Origin of the sequence: Uliginosibacterium sp. 31-16 (assembly GCF_030730865.1) — a bacterium.
Lineage (GTDB): Bacteria > Pseudomonadota > Gammaproteobacteria > Burkholderiales > Rhodocyclaceae > Uliginosibacterium.
In genome coordinates this window covers 1,221,439-1,247,510 of sequence record NZ_JAVALZ010000001.1, presented here as the reverse complement: position 1 = coordinate 1,247,510, position 26,072 = coordinate 1,221,439, and the positions used below count along the sequence as shown (strand labels likewise).

The following is a 26,072-nucleotide window of genomic DNA, read 5'->3' as shown; positions in this document are numbered from 1 at the left end:
CGTCCTTCGCAGGCGTTTCACTGTCTGTCTTTCAGGAGTCCATCATGAGCAAGTCACTCTTTATCGCCGCCCTGTTCGCGGCCCTGCTGGCCGGTTGCGCCACCGAATCCTCGCGCACCCTGGAGGTTGCCAAGGTCAACACCGCCGGCCAGTCTTACGCCGGTCCGCGCAGCCCTTTGTCGGTCGGCAAGTTTGATAACCGCTCGTCCTACATGCGCGGCATTTTCTCGGACAACGTGGATCGCCTCGGCAGCCAGGCCAAGACCATTCTCATCACCCACCTGCAGCAGACCGGCCGCTTCAGCGTGCTGGACCGCGAGAACCTGAAGGAAACCGCGCAGGAAGCCGGTTTCAACAAGGAAGCGCAAACCATCAAGGGTGCAGACTATGTGGTGACCGGTGACGTTTCCGAGTTCGGCCGCAAAGAGGTGGGCGATCATCAGCTCTTCGGCATTCTCGGGCGTGGCCGCGAACAGGTGGCGTATGCCAAGGTCAATCTGAACATCGTTGATGTGCGCACGTCAGAAGTCGTGTATTCGGCCTCCGGTGCGGGCGAGTACAGCCTGTCCAACCGCGAGGTGATCGGCTTCGGCGGCACCGCAGGTTATGACTCGACGCTCAACGGCAAGGTTCTGGACCTGGCGATCCGCGAGGCGGTCAACACGCTGGTACGCGGTGTCGAAACCGGTGCCTGGCGTCCGGCGAAGTAAGGTCGGCACGATGAATCTGAACTGCAGATTTTTTGCCGCACTGCTGGCGCTCGCATTGCTCGCCGGCTGTGCCGGCACGCCGACGCTGTACCACTGGGGCAGCTACCAGCCACAGGTTTACACCTACCTGAAGGCGCAGGACGGTGATCACAACGCCGAAATCCTCGCCCTGCAGAAAACGCAGGAGGAGGCTCGCGCGGCAAACAAGGCACTGCCACCGGGCTTCCATGCCCACCTCGGCATGCTGCACATCGCCGAGGGCAAGCCGGATCTGGCCCGCCAGGCCTTCGAGGCCGAGAAGGCGCTGTTCCCGGAGTCGACAACCTATATGGACTTCATGCTCGCGAAACTGGGCGGGGGTGAGAAGAAATGATGCACGCAAGCCGCTTCCTCAAGCTCGCCGCCACCTGCGCTGCCACCGCCCTGCTCGTTGCCTGCGCAACGCCCAAGCCTTACGACTACACCGCCTTCAAACAGGCCAGGCCGAAGTCGATCCTGGTGCTGCCGCCGGTCAACAAGTCGCCGGACGTGAAGGCCACCTACAGCTTCCTCTCCTGGACCAGTTATCCGCTGGGTGAAGCGGGCTACTACGTGTTTCCGGTGGCGATGGTGGATGAGACCTTCCGCCAGAACGGCCTCGTCAGCCCCGACGAAATCGTCGGGGTAAGCCATGCCAAACTGCGTGAGATCTTCGGCGCCGATGCCGCGCTGTACATCGAGATCACCGATTACGGCACGCGCTACATGGTGTTCTCCAGCGTCACGCGGGTGACCGCCAACGCCAAACTGGTCGATCTCAGGACCGGCACAACCCTGTGGAACGGCGTAGCAACGGCCTCGAACGACGAAGGCAATAACAACAACAGCGGTGGCGGGCTGATCGGCATGCTGGTGACGGCGGCGGTGAAGCAGGTCGTGAATACGGTCAGCGAGCAGGGCCATCCGATTGCCGGCATCACCAGCCAGCGTCTGCTGGCACCGCGCCCCAACGGCCTGCTCTACGGCCCGCACGCGGCAAACTACGGCAAGGACGACGCGCCGCAGCGCTGAGCCTTCCCGCCCGGCATGTCCGCCACGGAGCGGCAACACGGTTCAGACAGGGCCGTGCTGCCGCTCCGTTTTTTCTGGCGCGCCGGATTCCCGCGTATAAGCCTCACCGTGCCTGCTTCAGCAAGCCGCCGGGCTGACCACCACGCCGACTTCAGTCACCATCCAGTCCAGTGGCAGGTCGTGCGGCTCGGGCAACACGTCATCCACCCGGGCGATTTCGAAACCGACCCCGACGGCAATCGGTGCGGGCCGCAGCGCCGCCAGGGTGCGGTCGAAGAAGCCGCCGCCGTAGCCGATGCGATAGCCACGCGCGTCGAAGCCATTCACCGGTACGAGCACCACGTCGGGAGCCGCTTGTGGCGTGCCTTGCGGGGCAGGTATGCCGAAGCGGTCCGTCACCATTGGGTCGCCGGGGCGCCAGGTGTGAAAGGCAAGCGGGCCGGGCGTTTCCGGCACGATGGGCAAAGCAAGCAGGCGCCCCGGGCCCTGCGCGCGCCACAGCGAAAGAAATTCACGCAGATCAGGCTCGCCACGGAACGGCCAGCAGAATCCGAGGGTCTGAGGATTGAGACGGTCCAGCAATTCGCCAAGATGCGCGGCCAGCTCGGCCGTGAGATGGATGCGGCTCAGCGGCGAGAGGGCTTCACGCTCGGCGATCAGCGCGGCGCGCCGGGCTTTGCGGTCAGGGTTGAGGCGAGTCACGTGGTATGCTGCCTTGGTGCGGATCAGGTGGGCAGGGGCAATCCTCTCCCCCGGGCCCCTCTCCCGCAAGCGGCGAGGGGTGCAGTCAAAACAGTTGGGGATGTTACGTCATGAAGTACAAGTTGTGCGCGAGTCTGCTGGCCCTCCTCGGTCTGAGTGGTGCCGTGCAGGCAGAACCCGGCGATGAGCGCATTCTCGCCGCGCGCGAGGCGGCCACGCGTGGCGATTCGCAGCGTCTGGTAGCAATGGCTGCCAGCACCTCTGATCATGTGCTGGAGCCGTACGTGCAGTACTGGCCGCTGTCGGCCCGCATTGCGCGCATTTCCGAACCGGCTCCGGCCGAGGCAATCAGCGATTTCCTGCGCCGCAATGCCGGCACCTGGCTGGCCGAGAAACTGCGTCAGGAGTGGGTGAAGCGCCTGGCTTACGAGAAGCGCTGGGGAGCTTTCGAGGCCGAGTATGGCCTGTTGATGCAACCGGATCAGGAGGCGCAATGCTGGGCCGCCCAATCCGGCGGCAGCTACGCCGCCGATGCCGGCCGTGCCCTGGAAGGCGTGTGGCTGACGATGATGGATACACCGGCGGCCTGCGACGCCCCGCTGCAGGCACTGGTGAGCAGCGGCCGTCTGGGCTCCGAGGATGTGTGGCAGCGCTTCCGTCGGCTGGTTGAGGCGAAGCGCTTCAACCCGGCACGCGACGCGGCGAGCTGGCTGCCCGAGAACCAGAGTCCGAGCCCGGCCAGCCTGACGGTCGCGCTGGAAAACCCGGCGCGCTTCCTCGCCTCGGCCAACGCCCGCAATCCGAACGGACGCGGCGGGCGTGAAGTGGTGCTGGCCGCCATCGCCCGTCTGGCACGCAGCAATGTACGCGATGCCGTGGTGCATTGGCGCGGGCTGGAAAGCAGTGCCTACCGCGATGAAGAGCGCGCCTATGTGTGGGGCCAGCTGGCCTGGATGGCCGCACTGGCGCAGATGCCGGAGGCCTCGGCCTGGTTTGCGCAGGCCCAGGGCACGCTCATGACCGATGAGCAACGGGCCTGGCGTGTGCGTGTGGCGCTGCGCGCTGGCAACTGGGCAGGCGTACGTCAGGGCATCGAGGCCATGCCGGCCGCCCAACAGGAGTTGCCCGACTGGAGCTACTGGCTGGGCCGCGCCCTGCAGGCGCAGGGCAAGAGCGCCGAAGCAAGGATGGCCTTCCTGCGCGCCGCCGACCAGCCCCATTTCTACGGCATCCTGTCGACCGAGGCGCTGGGCCGTCAATACATCTGGCCGAAAGCCGCCGCGCCCGTCACCCAGACCGAAATCGTCCGCGTGCAGAACGCCCCGGAGACGCGCCGCGTGCTTGCGCTGTATCGCCTTGATCTGCGTACCGAGGCCCTGCGCGAATGGGCCTGGGGCCTGCGCAGCGTGGATGACCGCACCCTGCTTGCCGCCGCCGAAGTCGCCCGTCGTAATGGCCTGTACGACCGTGCCATCAACGCAGCAGAGCGCACACGCAACGAACACGATTTCGCGCTGCGTTATCTGGCGCCCTACTACGACGTGTTTGCCCGCGAGGCGCAGGCACAGGCACTGGATCTGCCCTGGGTCTTCGGGCTGGTGCGGCAGGAGAGCCGCTTCCTGTCCATCGCCCGCTCCGGCGTGGGCGCGCAGGGGCTGATGCAGGTGATGCCGGCGACCGGCAAATGGATTGCCAAACGCCAGGGCTGGGGTGATTACCACTCCGGCTGGCTGACCGCCATCGATACCAACGTGCAGGTCGGCAGCGCCTATCTGCGCCACGTGCTGGATACGCTGGCCAACCACCCGGTGCTGGCCTCTGCCGCGTATAACGCCGGCCCCGGCCGGGCGCGCCGCTGGCGCGACAGCAAACCGCTGGAAGGCGCAATCTATACCGAGACCATTCCCTTCACGGAAACCCGCGACTACGTGAAGAAGGTGATGGCCAACGCCGAGATGTACGCCACCCTGCTGGAGCGCCGGCCGGTGTCGCTGACCACGCGGCTGGGCAAAGTGCCGGCCAACACCACCGAACTGGCGCTGGCACCGGACGAACCATGATTCCAGGCTCGGCCCTGCCGAGCCGCTTGCTGCCTTGTTTTTCGGCATGGCATGCCGGAGAGGCAAGCTGGGTGCGGTTCTACGGACTGCCCCGGTTTGCCGACGTACGCACGGCTACATTGGTTCGACCGTGCAATAATTCCATGCGTTGAAGAAAGTGATCCTCCACAATTCACGCACTCTGCACGCAAGGAACGGCGGTTTTCTCATGCAACTGATCATCGGCACAAAAACCTGGTCCTCCTGGTCGCTGCGCGCCTGGCTAGCCGCCAAGGCCAGCGGGCTCGCCTTCGAGGAAATCTGCATCCCCCTGCGCCAGCCCGACACCAAGACCCGGATCGAGCACTTCAGCCCCTCGGGCAAGGTGCCCTGTCTGATCGACAATGGTCTGGCGGTGTGGGATTCGCTGGCGATTGCGGAATATCTGGCTGAAGAAGTGGCACCCCTGTGGCCGCTGGATGGCGCGGCACGCGCCGTTGCCCGCGCTGTGTCGGCCGAAATGCATAGCGGTTTTTCCGCACTGCGCACGCACATGTCGATGGAAGTGGGCGCAGATCTGCGCGGCCAGGGGCGCACGCCGGAAGTCGACGCCGACATCGCCCGCATCACCCAGATCTGGAAGCATTGCCGCGCCCATTACGGCAGTCGTGGTCGCTATCTGTTCGGCGAATACAGCATCGCCGACATGATGTTCGCGCCGGTATGTTTCCGTTTCGAGAGCTATGGCGTACAACTCGACAACGGCGCCAACGATTATCTGCAAACGATGCTGGCGCACCCGCACATGCTCGAATGGAAAGCGGCGGCCCTGACTGAAGCCGTGACACCGGCTGAGCCCGTCTGATGGAAGCACGCCTCAGCCTGATCACGCTGGGTGTGGCCGATCTGGCCCGCGCCCGCAACTTCTACCTCGCGTTGGGTTTTCCGCTGCGCCCCGAATCTCAGGAAGGCGTGGTCTTTCTGCAACTCAACGGCTTGTGGCTGTCGCTCTATCCGCGCGCGGCGCTGGCCGAGGACGTGGGCTGCGACGCTGCCGGCAGCGGCTTTCGCGGTATCACCCTGGCGCACAACGTGCGTACCCGGGAAGAAGTTGCCCAGGTGCTGGCACAGGCCGAGGCGGCTGGCGGACGCATCGTCAAACCGGCGCAGGATGTGTTCTGGGGTGGCCACTCCGGCTATTTTGCCGACCCTGATGATCATCTGTGGGAAGTCGCCTTCAATCCTTTCGTCTGGATCGAGTGATGAACAATTCCGCTCCACGGCAGACCTGCCGCGAAGACGAGGCGCAGACAGTGCTTGAGCACGGCCAGACGAAGTCGACAAAGGCAGGGCTGCCGTGGTGACGGAATTAAGCGCGGTTCGCATCGACAAATGGCTGTGGGCCGCACGCTTCTTCAAGACCCGCTCGCTCGCCACCGACGCCGTGGACGGCGGCAGAGTGCAGGTCAACGGCCTGCGCGTGAAGCCCGCCAAGGACGTGAAGATCGGTGACCGCGTGGAACTCTCCATCGGCGATCTGCACTGGGAACTGGTGGTGGAAGGGCTCTCCGAAAAACGCGGCCCGGCCCCTGAAGCGCGCAAGCTCTACGCCGAAACCGAAGCCAGCCAGGCGCGCCGAGCGAAGCAGCTGGACGAACGCCACCTGCGCGTCGAGCCCGCCGCCGACATCCACGGCCGCCCGACCAAGCGCGACCGGCGCAGCATGGACCGCTGGCGGGGCGGCTAGGCCCGTGATGCAGCGCCGTCCGAAGAGTGGCTTGTGACGGGCATTCCCATGCACCAGCCTCGCCAAGCCGCATCCTGATTGCCTTCCCCGGCAGGCCTGCTGAAGGACCTTGCTGCACGCGGCTCTTCAGCACACTCAAAACAAAAGGGCACCGTGCAATGCAGCGATGCCCTTTGTCCCTGCAACACCGGAATCAGCGCTTGATCGCGCGATAGCCGATATCGTGACGGTATTGCATGCCTTCGAAGTGGATCTTGCTGGTCAGCTCGTAGGCGCGGGTCTGAGCTTCCTTGACCGAGTCGCCGAGCGCGGTGACGCACAGCACGCGGCCGCCATTGCTGACCACCTTGCCATGGCGCAGGGTCGTGCCGGCGTGGAAGACATGGGCATCCTCCTGTTTGGCCTCCAGCCCGCTGATCGCATCGCCCTTGCGCGGATCATCCGGGTAGCCGCCCGCAGCCAGCACCACGCCGAGCGCGACGCGCCGGTCCCAGTCGGCCTCGGCGGTATCCAGCTTGCCAGCAATGGCAGCCTCGACCAGATCGACCAGATCGGTTTTCAGCCGCATCATCACCGGCTGGGTTTCCGGGTCGCCGAAACGGCAGTTGAATTCGACTACGCGCGGCGCACCGGCTTCATCGATCATCAGGCCGGCATACAGGAAGCCGGTATAAGGCGTGCCTTCGGCAATCATGCCGTCGAGCACGGGCTTGATCACTTCGCGCATGGCACGCGCGTGCACCGCCGGGGTGACCACCGGAGCCGGTGAGTAGGCGCCCATGCCGCCGGTGTTGGGGCCCTGATCAGCGTCGAGCAGGCGTTTGTGGTCCTGGCTGGTCGCCATGGCCAGTGCATGCTTGCCATCGCACATGACGATGAAGCTGGCTTCTTCGCCAGCCATGAATTCCTCGATGACCACGCGCGCACCGGCGTCGCCCATCTTGTTGTCGAGCAGCATCATGTCGATGGCGGCATGTGCTTCGTCCAGCGACATGGCCACCACCACGCCCTTGCCGGCAGCCAACCCGTCGGCCTTGATGACGATCGGCGCACCTTCGGCATCGATGTAGGCATGCGCGGCAGCGGCGTCCGAGAAGGTCTGATACTTCGCGGTGGGAATGCCGTGACGCTGCATGAACGCCTTGGCAAAATCCTTGGAGGCCTCAAGCTGCGCACAGGCCTTGCTCGGCCCGAAGATGGGCAAGCCCTCGGCACGGAACGCATCCACAATGCCCGCCGCCAGAGGCGCCTCCGGCCCCACCACGGTGAGCGCGATGCCTTCGCGTTTCACGAAGGCAATCCACTCCGTGATGCTGTTGGCCGGCACGTTTTCCAGCGCCGGCTCCAGTGCGGTCCCTGCGTTGCCTGGCGCGACATAGACCTTTTGCAGACGCGGCGACTGGGCCAGCTTCCAGGCCAGGGCGTGTTCGCGGCCGCCAGAACCGATGACAAGAATTTTCATGATGGAGTTTTTACTTCAGTTCGTACTTGAGCCAGATGAACAGGATGTTGCCGGTACCCTTCTTGACGCCTGGAACGTATCCGGTCTCGACCTTGTAGTTGTCATAGCCCAGCGAAGCCGTCGGCAGGATGAAGGGGAAAGGTACGCGATTGAAATAATCTTCGCGGGTCATCAGACCAACGGTGTAACCCAGACCGTAGTTGAACCCGTGGCGCTGACCATACTGCCAGGAGTAGCCGTAGCCAACATTGGCCGACCACTTGTCGTTCGAGTCGATATACCCCATGGCGTACAGGCTGCTGCGATTGCCCTTTTCGTCGTAGCGGCCCTTGCCGATACCGAAAGCCGGCCAGGGCGTGTTGTTGTACTTCTCACGCTGGCCGGAGTTGTAGGCGTAGGGCAGGTGCCAGGCATAAACGGGTTCGTAGAAATCCCATTTCCCCTCGTCGGCAACAGTTTTCACCTCGGTGCTGGCGGCATCCCACTGACGGGAGAACCAGCCGGGCTCTTGCCCGGCGGCACTGGCATTGGTGGCAAGCAGGCCGATGGTGACGCTGCACAGGAAGGCAAATACGGTACGCAATGACATCTAAAAAACTCTCAGTGACGGAAGTGACGGAAACCGGTGAACACCATGGCGACATTCTGTTCGTCGGCCGCAGCGATGACTTCAGCATCGCGCATGGAGCCACCTGGCTGAATGACGGCGGTGGCGCCGGCCTGCGCCAGCACGTCCAGACCATCACGGAACGGGAAGAAGGCATCCGAGGCGACCACGCAGCCGGGGATCACCAGACCGGCGTTCTCGGCCTTGATTCTGGCGATGCGCGCGGAATCGACGCGGCTCATCTGGCCGGCGCCGACACCAACGGTCATGCCGTCCTTGCAATAGACAATGGCGTTGGACTTCACGTACTTGGCCACGCGCCAGGCGAAGAGCAGATCGCTCATTTCCTTCGGCGTCGGCGCACGCTTGGTAACGACCTTGATGTCGGCTTCGCGCAGCACGGCATCGTCATAGGTCTGCACCAGGAGACCACCGGCCACGCGCTTGTAGTCGGTCTGGCTGATCTTGCCGAGCGGGCAGGTGAGCACGCGCACGTTCTTCTTCACCGCGAGCAGCTCGAGGGCCTCGGCGGTGTAGAACGGGGCGATGCAGACTTCCATGAACTGGCCGGAGATGGCTTCGGCCGTGGCTTTGTCGACTTCGGCGTTGAAGGCGATGATGCCGCCGAAGGCCGAGGTCGGATCGGTGGAGAAGGCCTTGCGATAGGCTTCTTCAGCCGTCGCGCCGAGCGCCACGCCGCAGGGGTTGGCGTGCTTGACGATGACACAGGCAACTGCCGAGGTGTCGAAAGCCTTGACGCATTCCCAGGCCGCATCGGAGTCGGCGATGTTGTTGTAGGAGAGTTCCTTGCCCTGCAGCTGGGTGTAGCTGCCAATACCGCCAGCGGGCGAGGCCAGATCGCGGTAAAAGGCGGCGGTCTGGTGCGGGTTCTCGCCGTAGCGCAGGTCCTGCACCTTGTCGAAAGCCAGTTGCAGGCGGGTCGGGTACTCGACCCGCTCGGGTGCAGCATTGTCGACCAGCTTGTCGGCGTTCACGGCGGTCAGCCAGTTGGCAATCGCCGAATCGTAGCGCGCGGTGTGGGTGAAAGCCTTGCGGGCCAGTTCGAAGCGGGTCTTGTGGCTGAGCGTGCAGGCGTTGGACTTGAGTTCCGCAACGATGGCCACATAGTCGGCCGGATCGGTCACGATGCCGACGCCACCCGCCTCATTGCCGTGATTCTTGGCCGCAGCGCGCACCATGGTCGGGCCGCCAATGTCGATGTTCTCGATGGCGTCAGCGAGCGTGCAGCCGTCCTTGGCCACGGTGGCCTGGAAGGGGTAGAGGTTCACCACCACAAGGTCGATGCGCGGGATGTGGTGCGCTTCGATGGTGGCCAGATGCTCGGGCACATCGCGACGGGCAAGGATGCCGCCATGCACCTTGGGGTGCAGGGTCTTGACGCGGCCATCCAGCATCTCGGGGAAACCGGTGTAGTCACCTACATCGGTCACATCCAGCCCGGCGTCGCGCAGAGCCTTGGCCGTGCCGCCGGTGGACAGGAGTTCGACGCCGAGGACGGAGAGCTCGCGAGCGAACTCGACCACACCGCTTTTATCGGAAACGCTGAGAAGGGCTTGGGTGACTTTCATGGTCTGACCTGAATGTGATGGAAGATGTTTGCAGGCGGATTACAGCAAGCCATGGTCCAGCAGCTTGCGGCGCAGGGTGTTACGGGTGATGCCAAGCATCGTGGCCGCAGAAGTCTGGTTGCCGCCAACCCGGGCCATGATCGATTCGAGCAGCGGACGCTCGACCTGGCGAATCACCATGTCGTAGATGTCAGCGGGGGTTTCGCCGTCCAGATCGGCAAAATAGCGGTCCAGCGCGTGCGTCACGCACACGGCAATATCGTTCTTCTTGTTCATGCGGCAAGTACTTCCGTCTCGGACTGATTGTTGTTGTCGTACTGCAGGCGCAGTGAATGCGTCGCCTGCAGGCTGAAAAATTCGTCAATGGCAGCAAACTGGCCTTCTGGCGTTTCCAGCAGGTTCATCTGCTGGCGAAATGCGTGCGAGCCGACGATGCCTTTGGTGTACCAGGCAATATGCTTGCGGGCCACGCGTACTCCGGCGATACCGCCGTAAAATTCATGCAGATCGGCCAGATGCTCGCGACACACGCGATGAATCTCGCTGACTTCCGGTGGCGGCAGCAGCTCGCCGGTTCTCAGGTAATGCTCGATCTCGCGGAAGATCCACGGCCGCCCCTGTGCCGCGCGGCCGATCATGACGCCATCGGCGCCGGTGTAATCCAGCACGAATTTCGCCTTCTGCGGCGAATCGATATCGCCATTGGCGATCACCGGAATGCCAGCCTGCGCTTTCACCGTGGCAATGGTGTCGTACTCGGCGTTACCCATGTACAGATCAGCACGGGTACGGCCATGAATGGCGATCAGGCGGATACCGGATTGCTCGGCAATGCGTGCAATGGTGGCTGCATTGCGGTTGGCATGATCCCAGCCGGTACGGAATTTCAGCGTTACCGGCAGATCAGGCACCGCTGCGACCACGCTTTCCAGAATGCGCGCCACCAGCAACTCGTCGCGCATCAGGGCGGAACCAGCCGCCACATTGCAGACCTTCTTGGCCGGGCAACCCATGTTGATGTCGATGATCTGCGCACCATTGGCCGCATTGTGACGCGCAGCCTCGGCCATCATGACCGGATCGGCACCAGCGATCTGCACCGAAATCGGCCCCGGTTCACCGCAGTGATTGGCGCGGCGCCGGGTCTTGGTACTGCCGTAAAGCAAGGAATTCGACGTCACCATTTCCGACACGGCCAGCCCGGCACCCATCTTGCGGCACAACTGGCGGAACGGGCGATCCGTCACGCCAGCCATCGGCGCAACAAACAGCTGGTTTTTCAGACGGATACCGGCGAATTCCATGATCAGCAAAAAGCAAAAGAACAGGCGGGGCGAAGGGCGGAATTCTAGCCGATCAGGGCCAGCAAGTGCTTACTTTTTGCGCAACGAAAGTTGCTCAACGTGTCGAATTTGGCAAATTTCTGACACTATCCGGAGAACCGCATGGCGCGGACCTGTGCGCGCAGGCAGGTTGAAGAGTGAGGCTGGAAGCGGCTCGGCAGCCGGCCCGCCATGGCGGGCCGGTTCCGGATTACGTACGCTGGGCAGCGATGAAACCGGCAATCAGTTCAAGCAGCTGCTCTTCCTGATAGGGCTTGCCCAGATAGTTATTGACACCGATTTCCATCGCATAGTTGCGGTGCTTGTCGGCCATGCGCGAGGTGATCATGATGATCGGCACATCCTTCAGGCGGGCATCGGCGCGCACGTTGCGAGCCAGATCGAAGCCATCCATGCGGGGCATCTCGATATCCAGCAGCATCACGTCGGGCTTGTACTCGACAAGTTGCTCCAGCGCATCGACACCGTCCTTGGCGGTAACCACCTGGAAGCCTTCACGCTCAAGCATGCGGCTGGTGATCTTGCGCACCGTGAGCGAATCATCGACAACCATGATCGAGGGGATCCGCGTCTCGACCGGCAAGGTGTAACCCTCTTCGCCCGCCTCTGCAACATCGCCCGAGGCAGCCGCCGACACGCTCTGCCGTGCAGCCAGAGCCACCGGGTTGAGAATCAGCGAGATTTCGCCGTCGGCCAGCACCGTGGCGCCCGAGTAACCTTGCAGGCGCACGAATTGCGGGCCGGCATTCTTGACCACGATTTCCTGGTTACCGCGCAGTTCGTCGATGTGCACCGCCAGAGTCTGACTACCGGCGCGTACCAGCAGAACCCACTGATAACGGGCCGGCAGCGGCTGCGCATGCACGTTACCCAGCAGACGCGGCAGGTAGGTGAAGGGGTACTGGGTTTCTTTCCATTCGACCAGGCCCTTGCTGCGAACTTCCTGCAGCGTGGAATCCTTGAGTTCAAGCGCCTGCTCGACCATGTTCGACGGAATCGCGTAAGTACGCTCACCGGAACGCACCAGCAAGGCCTGCGTCACCGCAAGGGTGAGTGGCAGGTGAATCAGGAAGCGCGAACCCTTGCCCACATCGGAGAAAATGTCGATGCGGCCACCCACGGACATGGTTTCGTTCTTCACCACATCCATGCCCACACCGCGGCCGGCGATACCGGACACGGATTCGGCGGTCGAGAATCCCGGCTCGAAAATCAGCTGGGTCAGGCGGTTCTCGTTCGGATTCTCGTCCGGCCCGACCAGCCCGACCGAGCGCCCACGCGCGAGGATGCGGGCGTAATCCAGCCCCTTGCCGTCGTCGGCCAACTCCAGCGCGATTTCGTTGGAAAGCTGAGTCAGCTTGAGGGTGATCTGGCCAACCTCAGGCTTGCCTGCTGCCGCACGAATCTCCGGCATCTCGATACCGTGGGCGATGGCATTACGCAGCAAGTGTTCGATCGGCGCAGTCATGCGATCCAGCACACCGCGGTCGATTTCGATCGCACCGCCAACAATGTCGAGGTTGGCGCGCTTGCCTAGTTCTTTGGTGGTCTGGCGCACGACCCGGTACAGGCGGTCGGCGAGTTCTTCGAAAGGCACCATCCGGACGCCCATCAGCGCTTGCTGCAGATCGCGCGACAGACGGCCCTGCGCATGCAGTGCGGAGTCTGCGGCATCGAGATTGCGCAGCAGGTTTTGCTGGATCGTCGTAACGTCACCCACCGACTCGGCCATCATCCGCGTCAGTTCCTGCAGGCGGGTGAAACGGTCGAATTCGAGCGGGTCGAAATTGTCGTGCATGGATTCCGCCGCCGCGATGCGTGACTGCATCTGCGACTCGGCCTGGATTTCCACCTCACGCAACTGGTTGCGCAGCCTGATCACGTTTTCCGTCAGATCGAGCAGCGAGCGGCGCAGCACGCGCATTTCGCCTTCGATCCGGGTCCGCGCAATCGACACCTCACCCGCTTCGTTAACGAAACGGTCGATCATCTCGGCCTTGACCCGCAACGGCGCACGCGGCTGGGTCTGGGTCGCATCGAGATCATCGAAGACCGGCATGGCTTCTACCTGACGGACCGGCACTGCCGCAGAGGCAGGCGCCGCGGGCGTTTCCAGCAGCCCACCCGGGACATCGGCCACAGTCGCGGTCTGCAGAGCCTCTTCGGACTCTGGCACGCCTGCTTCAGGCACCAGCTCGGGCGGATTCTTCAGCGCGGCAACCAAGGCGCCGATGTGGTCCAGACCATTTTCAAGGTCGTCCACCAGCGCCGGGCCGGCATGATGCGCCAGCGCAGACGCTTCGAGATGGGTTTCAAGATTGTGTACATACTGACCGAGGCGCATGGCTCCGGCCATCCGCGCACTGCCCTTGAGCGTATGCAGCTGACGGGCCAGTGATTGCTGCGGGGCATTGTCAGCCGGGTCGGCACGCATGTCGCGCAGAACACCACCGATGGCCACCAGTAATTCGTCGGCTTCTTCGAAGAAGATGGGCAGCAGTTGCTCATCGAGTTCGTCCTGCGGACCACTGTCCGCTTCCAGCGGCAAGGGCGCCTCAGGCACCGGCTGGATCACGGGCACGGCGGCGGCAGCGGTTGCTGCAGCGACCAGACTGACGTGCTCATCAACAAATGCCGGCGCAGGTGCTTCAGCAGCAGCCGGCACGACGTCATGGTCCGGATAATTCGGATGCAGGGCTTCCAGCTGGGCGATCAGCTCCGGCGCAGGCAAAGGCATGATGTGATGCACGACTTCGGCCAGCATGCCATCAAGCATCAGCACGGCCGTACCAAGCACATCGGTCTGCGCCGCGACAGGCGGAATTTCGGTATCGGTAAAGCGGTGCAGGGCATGCTCAAGCGCCTTGCCCAGCGCATAGGCAGACTCGATGCGGGCAGTCCCCGAAATGCCGGCCAAGGTGTGCGCAGCGCGGATCGCATCAATGGTCGGCACGCGCAGCGAACTGGTTTCCAGCCGGGTATGCTCGTCGAGAAGCTTGTCGAGCAACTGGCGCGACTCGGCGATGTACAGATCGTACAGGCCACGTGACAACGTCTGGTCGCCGATCGTTACTTCACTCTCCGACATTGCCGGTTCGGGCACAGCCTGGACAGACGGCGGGTTGAAGGCATTCAGATTGATGACTGGCAACTCGATGTCACCTTCATCGTCATCAATCGCGACTTCCTCGATGCCGTCGACGTCTTCCTTGCGCGTCAGGGTGCTAGTCCCGAACACTGGCTCAAGCGCTGCCTCAGGCACGGGCTCAAGCTCCGGCAAGTCGGGAATCGACTCTTCCGGCTGCAGTACCTCGGGCAGCTCAGGCTCCTGCGCGACCAACTCCTCGTCCAGGGTCGGCACATCCTCTTCGGGCAGGAGTTCAATCCCGGCCCCGGTTTCCGCCTCGACCGCCAGCACCGGAGCCTCTTCTGCCAGCAAAGGCAGACCAATCTCCAGCTCGTCAATCAGCGGCTCATCAAGTGTCAGTGGCGCTGCCGCATGCGAAGCCTCAGCAGGCATGATGCCGGCAAGATCGGTGGCGGTGAGGTCCATCTCGGTTTCGCCGAGACTGTCGCCATTCATCATGGCTTCAAGCTGGGTATTCACCATGGAGCTGGTCAGGTCCAGCTCGGCAACCTCCATCGCCACAGGCTCAGCAGGAGAGCTCGTGTCGATATCGTCGTCACCAAAATCCAGATCCAGAGCGACGGGCACATCGCCAGTCGCTGCTGCAGCCGGTGAGGCAGCGGGCGGCGCCTCGACTTCTGCGTCAAGATCATCCAGTTCGAAATCCAGCAGATCGGGCGCCGTTGCAACAGGATCAAGGGAAGACGGCGTCTGCGGTGCTTCAAAACGCGCAGCCAGTGCTTCCGCTTCTGCGCCACCCGCCTGTTCACCGAATTCGGAGGTGAAGATGCGCAGTGCGTCACCTTCAAAATCAGTCACGGCCAGATCAACTTCAGTGTGAATCTGCTCACCTGAAGACAGGGCCGCCAGATCCAGCTCCATCAGGGTGCTGGTCAGATCCAGCTCCGAGCCCGCCTCAACGGCCGGCGCCATGGCCTCCTGCAACTCATCGGTGAACACAGGTTCAGCTACCGCGCCGGCAACCGACGCCGCTGCGCCCACCGCCGCTGCCGGTGTGTTCATCTCATCTGCGGGGCTATCAAGCGCGCCCAGCAGATTCTGCGCCTGCGCAGTCAGGGCTGTGGCATCGCGCCACAAGCCACCGCCGGTCTCAAGCTGCTCCACCCATGCCCCAAACAGCAGACAGGCGTTATCAAGCATTGCAATCAGACTGGCATCGGCGTCCTTCTCCAGCTGCAGCCAGCGGTTCATGGCCATTTCCACAAAGCGGGCTGCTTCGGAGAAATCGGTCAGACCCACCATGCGGCTACTACCCTTGAGCGTATGGAAACCACGCCGTACCGTCGTCAGTGACTCGAAATCATGCGGCTCCGCAACAACCTTGTTGCGATGCTCGGCAATGGTTTCCAGCACCTCGTGTGCTTCTTCAAGGAAAATTCCCAGCAGCTCGGCATCCAGCTCCTCGTTGCTGGCAGCCATCAGGCGTGCCGTTTCTTCGGAAGGCTGTGGCGCAAGCGCCGGTACCACGCTTGCGAAAGTTTCAGCCAGCGTTTCCTGGGTTGCCTCGCCCGACTTCAGGCTGGCCAGCGCGTCCTTGGCCTTCTGCTCCAGACCGGTATCCGCAACCAGCTGGGCGTCCTCGCGGATGGCCTCCAGACTGCTGACCAGTTGATCACGCAGGAACTGGTCTTCAGGCGCTTCCTTGAGCGCCTCGACCAGATTGTGGGTTTCGCGCGTTTCGCGCTGCAGTTGTGCCTCAACAGTAGTAGTGGCGGCCGCGACGACCTCTTCATCGATACGTGTGCTCGACGGGTTGAGGAAATCATCTAGACGCGCGGCCCCCGTTTTTAGTGCATCAACATAGAAGCCCAGCGCGGAGAGCTGATGGGCCACTTCGTCGAGTTCTTCCTGGGCCGGTGCATCCGTGGCTTCGGCAAAACGGGCTATTGCTGCTGCATTATCACGCACCAGTGTGACGGCTTTCTGCTCGCCAAGTACGGCAAATGCCCCCTCAATCTGCTTGAGCGGCCCAGCCAGACCTGGCAGTGCATCCCGCTGCGCGGGATTGCGGAAGAAACCATCCAGGGTCTGTTCGATCTGACCAAGATTGGTCAGGATCTCACGCGCCAATTGATTGAAGAACAGACGTTCCTGAGCGCGCCGTGAGGCCTCGCCAAAAGGCGTCAGATCAAGCTCGGGAACGACATCGCCGCGACAGCGGCCGGAGAACTGGACACACAGCAGGTCAACCTGGCGACGCAACAGGGCCGGATCAGCATTCGGCGATTCGGCGGCCTGTTCGATCACCAGCAGACCGGTGGCAATTTCCATCGACAGGTCGTCGCTCAGGCGCAAGGGGTCGGCACGCAGCCAGACGATGCTTTCTGCCAAGGCCACGAGCAGACGATTGACCTGGGCCAGCCGCATCGGCTCGACACGCTTGCCCAGTTCGAGGAGCTGCTCCTGGAATTGCGGCAGCGCAACGGCAGCGCCGGCGCAGAAACGATTCCAGCAATCCTTGGCCTGCTCCAGCGTCTCCCGTACCCGCAACACAAAGGGCTGGCGCAGGGTGTCGGAGAGTTCAACATCCGGCGACGGCAGGATGCGATCCAGACCATAGGTACTGCGCACAGCGTCGGCATGCTGCGAGTCAATGCGCGCAGTTGCCACGAAATACAGCACATCCCGCACCAGACGCTCGGCGACGATCTGCGAACCTTCGAGCAGGCGCTTCATCTGCGTGTCGATGCGCCGGCACAAACGCTGGGCCGGGCGATCCGCGGGAATGGCTTGCGCCGTCAGACCTTCAAAAAAGGCGATCGACGCCCACCAGAAGGCACGCGTCGCGGGCAAGGCCTGAATCTGCTCAATGCGCTGCACGGCGCTGAGCATCTCCTGGGGACCCGCCACTTCCTGCGGTTTGCGCAGCCAGTTGAGCAGGCCTTTTTCAAAACGTCCGCGCAACACACGCAATTCATGTGCGGCACGTTCCGGTGCGATGGCATCCGTGCTGGCAAGCTGCGGACGCACGCTCAGGTCCGGGAAGAAAAGCTCGCTCGGCAGTGGCGCTTCACCACCGCGCGCAGCGACCAGTTCCTGATAGGCCGGGAACAAGCGCAGAGGCTGATGCGGAGCACCCGCAGAAATCTCGTTGATATAGTTGCCGAGCATGCCGACGCTGCGCAGCGCCAGTGCCAGCAGCTCTGGCGACATCGCCACTTCGTTGGCAGCCAGCGCAGAAAGCAGCTTGTCCACAGCTTCAGCAAACTGCGACACACCGTCCAGACCAACAATGGACAAGGCACCACTGGCTTGGTGTACATGGCTCTGGGCAAAGCGCAGAGGCTCACGCTGGCTCGGATCGGCTTGTACTTCGGTGAGACGGTCCCGCGCAGCATTCAGCGCGGCGTCGATCTCGCCCTTCACCCAAGTCAGTGGACCCACATCAAAATCGTTATTCAGGCTCATCTATTGCCTCTTGAGGAGACGCGGCACGGCCACCACGAGCCGGCCCTGAGGGCCGGGGGGAGGAAGTTGTGCAACCGGCGGCTGCACAACCCATTCATCACACCTTGAAGCCAGACACCGAACCCTTGAGTTCGACAGCCAGATCAGCAAGCTGACCAATCGAGATCGCGGACTGCTGGGTGCCACGGGTCGTCGATTCGTTGATCGACAGAATCCCGCGCATGGCTTCCGACACTTCGGTTGCCACGTTGGCCTGACGCTGCGTATCGGACGAAATCTTTTCAACCAGCGTCGCCATTTCCACCGACACGTCGCCGATCTCGGACAGGGCCTGACCGGCCGCATCAGACAGCTTGGCTCCTTCCACCACACCACGGGTCGAGTTTTCCATAGCGGCCACGGCATCCCCCGTATCCGTCTGAATGGTCTTCACGATCGCCGCAATCTGCTTGGTCGCTTCGGCAGAACGTTCTGCGAGGCGCTGCACTTCTTCCGCAACCACCGTAAAACCGCGACCGGCTTCACCTGCGGATGCTGCCTGAATGGCAGCGTTAAGTGCCAGTACGTTCGTCTGCTCGGTAATGTCGGAAATCAGTTCCACGATTTCACCGATCTCCTGCGAGGACTCACCAAGGCGCTTGATCCGTTTGGAGGTTTCCTGGATCTGCTCGCGGATTTCGTTCATACCCTTGATCGAGTTCTGCACCGCGTCGGCACCCTTGCGCGCAGCTTCCAGCGAACGGCGGGCCACCTGCGCAGTCTGCAGAGCGCTGCCGGATACGGCGGTCATCGAGCGGGCCATTTCCTGAACCTGCGAACCGGCCTGGGTAATTTCACGCGATTGACGCTCGGAAGCGTCAAGCAGTTCGCCCGAAATGCGCTGGGCGGACTCAGAAGCAATGGTCACGCGACCCGCCGCATCATTGATTCGGCGCACCAGCACGGAGAGTTCTTCAATCGTGTAGTTCACCGAGTCGGCGATGGCGCCGGTCACGTCTTCGGTAACGGTTGCACGAATCGTCAAGTCACCGTCAGCCAAGTCACCCATTTCATTCATCAGGCGCAAAATGGCCTGCTGGGTGTTGTTCTTGTCGGCTTCAGCCGAAAGGCGCTGACGGTCTGCCTCGTCACGCCGTGACGCCAAGTCGTTGTTGTACACCCATACCAGACCGGCCAGCAGCAACAGAGCGATCGGTCCAAAGATCAGGATACCGAGGATGCGCCAGTTGATACCCGTGAACGCTTTGTTATAGGCGGCAGACAATTCGTTGATCGCGTCGAGCAGCTTGCCGGATTCCTGGAACACGGTCACACCGGCGCGCTTTGCCGTCAGCAGCGGCTGCACGTTGGCCAGAATACCGCCGACCGCGATCTGGTGGCGTGCACCGAAGAGCTTGAGGCTCTCCAGCTTCTGCATGGTATTGGCGTCCGTCGTGCTCTCGGTCAGCTGTTCAAGCAAGTCGTTGAAAGAGTTGGAATCACGTCCCAGCAGGAAGATCACTTCCGGGTCAACCGATTCGGCGGCCAGCAAGGCGTTGGCGTTTTTAGCCATACGCTGCGACAACATCACGATCTGGTTGGCCGTCTCAATGTCACGTGCAGAACCATGACCTTCAAGTTTTGCGCGCGCCACCTGCTCGGCAAAGTCGAGCAGCTGAGCGTTCGTGCTGTTGATATTGGCAACTGCCTTGCCCAGACGATTGATCTGCTCCTGCTGTTTGGCCACATCGTCGGCCTCTTTCAGGATCTTGCTCCAGATCTCGGCAACCTCTGCCAGTTGCGGTTTGGCCGAACCCGGCGTGCTCGGCACGCTGATGCCATTGACGTCACCACCCTCGGTGATGGTCTTGAGCAAGGTAGCGAACGCGTCACGACTGTCCTTCAGTTCGGAGAAGCCGGTACGCCCCGTCGTCACCGCCTGCTGCGAAGCCTTGGCAAGAATCTGCGAGAGCGTGGCCATCTGACCTGCCGCCGACACGAACGCAGTACCCTGCGACGCAGAGCGGATCTGCAACACGGTCAGGGCCACAGTGATCAGCAACGCCAGCGCAAACAACCCGCCGATGGACCGCATCTGCTCGTTCAGCGTCTTGCCGCCGATCAGCCACAGCTTACGCCGCGCTGCAGGGGCCGTTGCCCCCCCTGCTTCGACCATGGTCGCGCGGCTGTCCATGACGGTATTGTCAGAATTGGCCGAATTGGCCTTGAGACGCTTGAGGAAGCCAGGAAGTTTCAGTGCCATGCGAGTGCTCCGATATGGTACGGGCGTTGGGTATCTTTGTTATGTGTGCTGCAAACGTACGAGCAACGGGGCTGGTGCGTCAGGTTTGAATTCATTTCAGCGAAGGTCCGCACTGGCGTCGAGAAAGCGCGGATCGGCCAGCAAAGGGCGTACGATCAGGCGCTTCCACAAACGGTTCTGATGGTCGCGCAACGCAGCGCCGATCCACGGCCGGGTATCCGTAAAGCCCTCATCCACCTCGAAGTCGTCGGGATTGCGCAAACCCAGGGCACGGGACACCAGCAACGCGGTATGCAAGCCGTGCTTGGCGCCGATCAGCATCATGCGCGAATCATTGGTCAGTGGCGGTGGCGTTTCACCACAGAAAGCAGCCAGATCAACCACGCTGAACAGATTGCCGCGGACGTTGGCGAGCCCGCGGAACCAGTTGCGGGTCAGCGGTACCTCGGTCAGGCTGGGCGCGGCAATGATTTCGCCTGCATCCGAAAGGTCGACCAGCCAGTTCTCCGAACCGGCAACCACCGCCAACAGCGCCGAACGGCGGTTGGAGCTGCTCATCTCCGCGAGCCGCTTGGTCAGATCCTGTTGAAACTCCCGCAGACTGATGCGCTTGGCCATTCAACAGACTCCCTTGTGGACGATCAACCGATCGCCTGGATTTTGCGCAGCAGCTCTTCCAGATCGAGCGGCTTGGTCATGTAGTCAAAGGCGCCCTGACGCATGCCCCAGATCTTGTCAGTTTCCTGATCCTTGCTGGTGGTCATGATGATCGGGATATGGCGCGTGGTTTCTTCGCGCGAGATGGTGCGAGTGGCCTGATAGCCGTTGATGCCAGGCATCACCACATCCATCAGGATCAGATCGGGGATCTCGGCCTTGGCCTTGACCACGCCTTCTTCACCATTATCAGCAGTAACCACCGAGAAGCCCTGTTTCGACAGGTATTCGATCAGCGCAAAACGCTCGGTAGGAGAGTCATCAACGACCAGGATTTTCTTGATTGCCATGCTGGAACCTCAAACAGTGAATATGTCAGCGTTGTTCACGGAGAGCCATGTGTGCAGACACGGCCTTGAGCAAACTGTCTTTCGTAAAGGGTTTGGTCAGATACTCATCGGAACCGACCATGCGGCCCCGCGCCCGGTCAAACAGGCCGTCTTTCGAAGACAGCATGATCACCGGCGTCGCCGCGAACTTCGGGTTTTTCTTGATCAATGCACAGGTCTGATAGCCATCCAGACGCGGCATCATGATATCGACAAAGATCAGGTCGGGGTGGTGATCGGCAATTTTCGCCAGTGCATCGAAGCCATCTTCAGCCAGCAGCACCTGATAGCCGGCCTGGGCCAGAAAAATCTCCGCGCTGCGGCGAATGGTATTGCTATCGTCAATCACCATCACCTTGGTGCCGGAAGCATCAGCTCTGTCTGCCAACGTGCAACTCCTCTCAAGCCACCTGCACATCCGGTGATGACAGTATGGAAATTATTCGCACAGCGTACCCGATGCGGATGCCCTGGCACCCGATTCAGGACAAACCTTGCGGGTTCTCACCGGGGTCCGGCTTTCCGGTAATTACTCTATTCGGAACCGTACGCTGCATGTTTGTATGGCAAATATACCAAACTTGCAAGCCTGCAAGGCTGCAGATGGCAATTTGCCGCTCATGTGCGGGATTATCCGTACGCCGTTTGTGGCCGTCCCGCAACAGCCGGGGCCAAGCCGTTATCGGTTAAACTTGAAGCGCCGCAACCCTGCGGAGCCCCTTCATTGATCCCTTCCGCCATGCCTGGTCCCAGCACTCCTCCCGTCGTTCTCACTTTTGCCGCCGCCGATCCTACCGGGGGCGGAGGCCTGCAGGGTGACGTGCTGACCATCGCGGCGTTTGGCGCGCACCCATTGTCGGTGATTACCGGCTATGCCGTACAGGATACCTCGCGCATCGAAGGGATTTCGGCGACCGATGGTGACTGGGTCGCCGATCAGGCCCGGGCTTTGCTCGAAGACATCCCGGTGCATGCCTTCAAGATCGGCCAGCTGGTCAGCGTGGACAACATCACCGAAATTGCCGATGTACTGGCCGACTACCCGGACATCCCGGTGGTCTTTGATGCCGAACTGCGCAACAGCGCCGATCCGCTGGCCGACGAAGAAATGCTGGGAGCCATCTGTGAATTGCTGCTGCCACTGTCTGGAGTCGTCATCATCAATACAGCCGACGCGCGCCGTCTCGTGGTCGGTGAAGACGAGGCCGAGGATGAAGGCATGGAAGAGATCTCCAGTGCCGAGTGCGCCCGTCGCCTGATCGAGATGGGCGCCGGCCAGGTGCTGCTCACCGGCGCCCGCGAACCCACGCCACAAGTCATCAATACGCTTTACGGCGGCGCCGGCGTATTGCGCACCGACGCCTGGGAACGCCTGCCCGGCGCCTGGCATGGTGCGGGCGACACCCTTTCCGCCGCACTGGCAGCCCTGCTTGCCCAGGGCATGGAGCTCAGCGAAGCCGTACGTGGCGCCCAGGAGTACACTTGGCATACCCTCAAGCAGAGCTGGCGCCTGGGCATGGGCCAAAGCATCCCGAACCGGTTCTGCACCCAGGACGAAGCGTGAAACGCGGGCTCTACCTTGTCACCCCCGACTGGGACGACACAGCCCGTCTCGTCGCGACAAGCCGCGCCGCGATCCTTGGCGGTGCCACCGTGCTGCAGTATCGCCACAAGACCGCCACCCCGACGCTGAAACTCGAACAGGCGCAGGCCTTGCGCGCGCTGACCCGCGAACTGGGCGTCGCCCTGATCATCAACGATTCGCTTGAATTGGCGCTCGCCGTCGACGCCGAGGGTCTGCACATCGGCCGCGACGACGGAGAACTGCGTGCCCTGAAAGCCGCGTCCAGCGGGCGTCTGCAGATAGGTGTGTCGTGCTACGGCGATTTCAAACGCGCTCGCGCGGCCGTGTCCGGCGGGGCAAGCTACATCGCCTTTGGCGCGATGTATGCCTCGCCAACCAAGCCCGAAGCGCCTGTCGCGCCGATCGAACTGATCAGTCGTGCCCAGGCGGAGTTCATCAATGTCCCTGTCGCCTGCATCGGCGGCATCACCGCTGCCAACGCCGCACCGCTGGTCGAAGCCGGTGCCGACTGGGTAGCGGTGATCACCGACATCTACCAGAACGCTGACCCGCAGGCTCAAGCCGCCAAGATCACTGAGCTCTACCGATAATCATGGTGCGCACTGAGCACCCTACTTTCCACTCCCGACTTCCCACTCCCGAGATGAGCAAAAACGCCGAACTTTTCGCCCGCGCCCAGCGCAGCATTCCCGGTGGCGTGAATTCGCCCGTCCGCGCCTTTCGTTCCGTCGGCGGCACGCCGCGCTTCCTTGAGCGCGCCCAAGGCGCCTACGTGTGGGATGCCGATGGCCAGCAATACATCGACTACGTCGGCTCCTGGGGCCCGGCCATTCTTGGCCACGCCCACCCCGAAGTCATTGAAGCCGTGCAGCGCGCCGCGGTAAATGGCCTGAGTTTCGGTGCGCCGACCGAGGGCGAGATCGAGATGGCCGAGCTGTTGATCGAGCTGCTGCCCTCGATCGAGATGGTCCGTCTCGTGTCTTCCGGCACCGAGGCGACGATGAGCGCGATCCGGCTGGCCCGCGGTTTCACCGGCCGCGACGCCATCGTCAAGTTCGAGGGCTGCTACCACGGCCACGCCGACAGCCTGCTGGTCAAAGCCGGTTCGGGCCTCCTGACCTTCGGCAACCCGTCCTCCGGCGGCGTACCGGCAGACTTCGCCAAGCACACCCTGGTGCTGGACTACAACAGCATCCCCGCACTGGAAGAATGCTTCGCCACGCGCGGCAAGGAGATTGCCTGCGTGATCATCGAGCCGGTCGCCGGCAACATGAACCTCGTGCGCCCGTCGCAAGCCTATATGGATCGCCTGCGCGCGCTGTGCACCGAGCACGGCACGGTGCTGATCTTCGACGAAGTGATGACCGGCTTCCGCGTCGGCCTGCAAGGCGTGCAGGGCTTGTACAACATCACGCCGGACCTCACCACGCTGGGCAAGATCATCGGCGGCGGCATGCCGGTCGGCGCGTTTGGCGGCAAGCGCGAGATCATGGAAAAGATCGCCCCGCTGGGCACGGTGTATCAGGCGGGCACCTTGTCCGGCAGCCCGGTAGCGGTCGCCGCCGGGCTCGCAACGCTGAAGTTGATCCGTCAGCCCGGCTTCTACGAAGTCTTGTCGGCACGCACCCGTGCCTTTGCCGAAGGCATGAGCGCCGCCGCCGCCAAACACGGCATCGCCTTCTCGGCCCAGGCCGTCGGCGCGATGTTCGGCCTGTACTTCAGCCAGGACGTGCCACAGAGCTTCGCGGACGTGATGGCCTCGGACCGCGAGCGTTTCAACCGCTTCTTCCACCTGATGCTGGACGCCGGCCATTACCTCGCCCCCTCGGCCTTCGAGGCCGGTTTCGTGTCGGCGGCACACAGCGCGGCAGATATCACCGCGACGCTGGCAGCGGCGGACGCTGCGTTTGCCATGTTGCGATAGAGCGGCACAGATGCCTGAACTGGACTGGGATTATCCAAACCCTTTTACGCTGGCGGTCAGCCCTGACGAAACGGATATTGACGGGCTGAGCCACACCAACAATGCCGTGTATGTTCGCTGGTGCGAGAACATTGGCTGGGCACATTCCGAAGCCCTCGGTCTTTCTCTGGAGGACTGGAAACGCCTGGATCGGGCCCTGGCCATCCGCCGTGGAGAATATGACTATCTGCTGCCCAGTTTTCTGGGCGAAGAGCTGGTGCTGGGCACCTGGCTGACACGCAGCGACGGCAAGCTCACCTTTGAGCGCAGTTTCCAGCTCATCCGCCCGCATGACCGGCTGACGATCATGCGCGGGCGCTGGAGTCTGGTCTGCATCGAAATGAGCAGCAGCCGTCCCCGGCGTCTGCCCGCCGAGTTCTCTGCCGGATATCAGCCTGCGATGGTGGCCAGCCCGAAAGAGTGCGCCTGACTCAGCGCCGCCCCTTGCGCTTGTCGCGCTGCGCACTGCGCTCCATGTCGCGCAGCAGCTTGGTGAACTCAAAAGGGTGTTTGCCTTCCAGCTCGCGCGCGCTGCGCGTCAGGCGCTGCCAATCCGGCGGGAAGCCGGGATCGTTGAAGGCATACACGATGCGGTTGCCATCGCTGACCACATCCACCACCACCATGCGGCCATCGAAGGCCTTGCGGATCAGGTCGATGTGCGTCTCGGCGGTCAGGCTGTGGCCGGAGATGTTCGCCACCAACACACCGCGCGGCTTCAGGTGCGCGCGCAGATTGGCGTAGAACACCAGCGTGCATAGCTGCGGCGCCACCCCTTCCTCGTCGTAAGCATCAAGCAGGATCGCGTCGGCCCCGTCCGGCTCGGCTGCGAAATAATCCGCTGCATCGGCCTGCACGATTTTCAGACGTTCATCATCCGGCGGAATCTGGAACCAGTCACGGCAGGCGATCACGCCTTCCATCAGCTCCACGCTGGTCACCCGGCTGCGTGCCAGATTGCGGTAGCAATACTTGGTCAGCGAGCCGCCGCCCAGGCCGATGATCACCACATGCTTGGGAATCGGATGGAACAGCAGGAAACCCATCATCGCCCGCGTGTAAAACACCGCCAGCTCGTCCGGCGCATCCAGGCGCATCTCGCTCTGCACCAGCTTCAGGCTGAAATGCAGGCGCCGCACCTTGCCATCGTCCATCACGAAGGGGTGGGGATAAATGCCGTCCATGAGCTGCTTGATCAGCAACTGACGGTTCTTGCCCTCCGGCTCGCGCAGCCAGATCTGACCGGATTCCTGCAGGAAGCTGGCGGGAATGCTCAGCCAGCCGGGGGGAGAAAGGGACATGGTTGGAAATCTGCAACGATGATTGAACGGGATGCCTGCACAGCCGCATCCTGCCTCATTCTGCAGGCATGCGCCTTGCGCAGGCGCATCGCACGGCTATTTGCCGGCAGGCCGGCTGAAGAAGGCCGTG

General features: G+C 62.5%; 23 protein-coding genes. 11 read left to right on the top strand and 12 right to left on the bottom strand.

Features of this window, described 5'->3' with window-relative positions; genetic code table 11:
* Positions 1-44 precede the first annotated feature (44 nt).
* From Q9Q94_RS05750 to Q9Q94_RS05740, 3 genes are read left to right on the top strand one after another with little or no spacing between them, the layout of a single operon-like run.
* Entirely contained in the window at positions 45-710 is a 666-nt protein-coding gene (locus tag Q9Q94_RS05750; RefSeq protein WP_305979064.1) for a CsgG/HfaB family protein, read from the top strand.
* 10 nt (positions 711-720) lie between these two features.
* Positions 721-1,083: a DUF4810 domain-containing protein gene (locus Q9Q94_RS05745; protein WP_305979063.1), complete on the top strand. Its 363-nt coding sequence runs from the start codon at positions 721-723 to the stop codon at positions 1,081-1,083.
* Positions 1,080-1,760: a DUF799 domain-containing protein gene (locus Q9Q94_RS05740; protein WP_305979062.1), complete on the top strand. Its 681-nt coding sequence runs from the start codon at positions 1,080-1,082 to the stop codon at positions 1,758-1,760. The genes Q9Q94_RS05745 and Q9Q94_RS05740 overlap by 4 nt, the downstream gene beginning before the upstream one ends.
* Positions 1,761-1,877: 117 nt before the next feature.
* Here the strand turns inward: Q9Q94_RS05740 and Q9Q94_RS05735 are convergent, their stop codons facing one another.
* Positions 1,878-2,462, bottom strand: a complete 585-nt coding sequence (locus Q9Q94_RS05735; RefSeq protein WP_305979061.1) for a 5-formyltetrahydrofolate cyclo-ligase — start codon at positions 2,460-2,462, stop codon at positions 1,878-1,880.
* 110 nt (positions 2,463-2,572) lie between these two features.
* Between Q9Q94_RS05735 and Q9Q94_RS05730 the strand changes: the two genes are divergently transcribed.
* From Q9Q94_RS05730 to Q9Q94_RS05715, 4 genes are all read left to right on the top strand, one after another.
* The gene (locus tag Q9Q94_RS05730) at positions 2,573-4,522 is read left to right on the top strand and encodes a lytic transglycosylase domain-containing protein (RefSeq protein WP_305979060.1); all 1,950 of its coding nucleotides are present in this window, start codon (positions 2,573-2,575) and stop codon (positions 4,520-4,522) included.
* A gap of 208 nt (positions 4,523-4,730) precedes the next feature.
* A complete protein-coding gene (locus Q9Q94_RS05725) occupies positions 4,731-5,366 on the top strand; it encodes a glutathione S-transferase family protein (protein WP_305979059.1) in 636 nt (211 codons plus the stop codon).
* A complete protein-coding gene (locus Q9Q94_RS05720) occupies positions 5,366-5,764 on the top strand; it encodes a VOC family protein (protein ID WP_305979058.1) in 399 nt (132 codons plus the stop codon). Before Q9Q94_RS05725 ends, Q9Q94_RS05720 begins: the two co-directional genes overlap by 1 nt.
* Before the next feature lie 94 nt (positions 5,765-5,858).
* A complete protein-coding gene (locus tag Q9Q94_RS05715) occupies positions 5,859-6,248 on the top strand; it encodes an RNA-binding S4 domain-containing protein (RefSeq protein ID WP_305979057.1) in 390 nt (129 codons plus the stop codon).
* A gap of 193 nt (positions 6,249-6,441) precedes the next feature.
* Here Q9Q94_RS05715 and purD read toward each other — a convergent pair whose 3' ends face one another.
* The 10 genes from purD to Q9Q94_RS05665 all read right to left on the bottom strand — a co-directional run bounded on the left by purD (position 6,442) and on the right by Q9Q94_RS05665 (position 21,511).
* On the bottom strand, positions 6,442-7,710 hold the full coding sequence (gene purD, locus Q9Q94_RS05710; protein WP_305979056.1) for a phosphoribosylamine--glycine ligase: 1,269 nt from the start codon (positions 7,708-7,710) through the stop codon (positions 6,442-6,444).
* A gap of 10 nt (positions 7,711-7,720) precedes the next feature.
* The gene (gene pagP / locus Q9Q94_RS05705; protein WP_305979055.1) at positions 7,721-8,299 is read right to left on the bottom strand and encodes a lipid IV(A) palmitoyltransferase PagP; all 579 of its coding nucleotides are present in this window, start codon (positions 8,297-8,299) and stop codon (positions 7,721-7,723) included.
* Between the two features lie 11 nt (positions 8,300-8,310).
* Positions 8,311-9,906 (bottom strand): bifunctional phosphoribosylaminoimidazolecarboxamide formyltransferase/IMP cyclohydrolase, encoded by a 1,596-nt coding sequence (gene purH, locus Q9Q94_RS05700; RefSeq protein ID WP_305979054.1) that lies wholly within the window; start codon positions 9,904-9,906, stop codon positions 8,311-8,313.
* A 39-nt stretch (positions 9,907-9,945) separates the two neighbouring features.
* Entirely contained in the window at positions 9,946-10,182 is a 237-nt protein-coding gene (locus Q9Q94_RS05695; protein WP_305979053.1) for a helix-turn-helix domain-containing protein, read from the bottom strand.
* On the bottom strand, positions 10,179-11,210 hold the full coding sequence (gene dusB / locus Q9Q94_RS05690) for a tRNA dihydrouridine synthase DusB (RefSeq protein ID WP_305979052.1): 1,032 nt from the start codon (positions 11,208-11,210) through the stop codon (positions 10,179-10,181). The genes Q9Q94_RS05695 and dusB overlap by 4 nt, the downstream gene beginning before the upstream one ends.
* A gap of 229 nt (positions 11,211-11,439) precedes the next feature.
* Entirely contained in the window at positions 11,440-17,805 is a 6,366-nt protein-coding gene (locus tag Q9Q94_RS05685) for an Hpt domain-containing protein (RefSeq protein ID WP_305979051.1), read from the bottom strand.
* A 97-nt stretch (positions 17,806-17,902) separates the two neighbouring features.
* The gene (locus Q9Q94_RS05680; protein WP_305979050.1) at positions 17,903-20,047 is read right to left on the bottom strand and encodes a methyl-accepting chemotaxis protein; all 2,145 of its coding nucleotides are present in this window, start codon (positions 20,045-20,047) and stop codon (positions 17,903-17,905) included.
* A 96-nt stretch (positions 20,048-20,143) separates the two neighbouring features.
* The gene (locus Q9Q94_RS05675) at positions 20,144-20,665 is read right to left on the bottom strand and encodes a chemotaxis protein CheW (RefSeq protein ID WP_305979049.1); all 522 of its coding nucleotides are present in this window, start codon (positions 20,663-20,665) and stop codon (positions 20,144-20,146) included.
* 23 nt (positions 20,666-20,688) lie between these two features.
* Positions 20,689-21,054, bottom strand: coding sequence for a response regulator transcription factor (locus tag Q9Q94_RS05670; RefSeq protein WP_305979048.1), 366 nt, complete (start codon positions 21,052-21,054; stop codon positions 20,689-20,691).
* A gap of 25 nt (positions 21,055-21,079) precedes the next feature.
* Entirely contained in the window at positions 21,080-21,511 is a 432-nt protein-coding gene (locus Q9Q94_RS05665) for a PleD family two-component system response regulator (RefSeq protein ID WP_305979047.1), read from the bottom strand.
* Between the two features lie 321 nt (positions 21,512-21,832).
* On the opposite strand from Q9Q94_RS05665, the gene Q9Q94_RS05660 reads away from it, so the two are divergent.
* From Q9Q94_RS05660 to Q9Q94_RS05645, 4 genes are read left to right on the top strand one after another with little or no spacing between them, the layout of a single operon-like run.
* Positions 21,833-22,657 (top strand): hydroxymethylpyrimidine/phosphomethylpyrimidine kinase, encoded by an 825-nt coding sequence (locus tag Q9Q94_RS05660; protein ID WP_305979046.1) that lies wholly within the window; start codon positions 21,833-21,835, stop codon positions 22,655-22,657.
* Positions 22,654-23,268, top strand: coding sequence for a thiamine phosphate synthase (gene thiE / locus Q9Q94_RS05655; protein ID WP_305979045.1), 615 nt, complete (start codon positions 22,654-22,656; stop codon positions 23,266-23,268). Before Q9Q94_RS05660 ends, thiE begins: the two co-directional genes overlap by 4 nt.
* 53 nt (positions 23,269-23,321) lie before the next feature.
* The gene (hemL, locus tag Q9Q94_RS05650; RefSeq protein ID WP_305979044.1) at positions 23,322-24,602 is read left to right on the top strand and encodes a glutamate-1-semialdehyde 2,1-aminomutase; all 1,281 of its coding nucleotides are present in this window, start codon (positions 23,322-23,324) and stop codon (positions 24,600-24,602) included.
* A gap of 10 nt (positions 24,603-24,612) precedes the next feature.
* Positions 24,613-25,071 (top strand): thioesterase family protein, encoded by a 459-nt coding sequence (locus tag Q9Q94_RS05645; protein WP_305979043.1) that lies wholly within the window; start codon positions 24,613-24,615, stop codon positions 25,069-25,071.
* Position 25,072: 1 nt separating this feature from the next.
* Here Q9Q94_RS05645 and Q9Q94_RS05640 read toward each other — a convergent pair whose 3' ends face one another.
* Positions 25,073-25,942 (bottom strand): transferase, encoded by an 870-nt coding sequence (locus Q9Q94_RS05640; RefSeq protein ID WP_305979042.1) that lies wholly within the window; start codon positions 25,940-25,942, stop codon positions 25,073-25,075.
* Between the last annotated feature and the right edge of the window lie 130 nt (positions 25,943-26,072).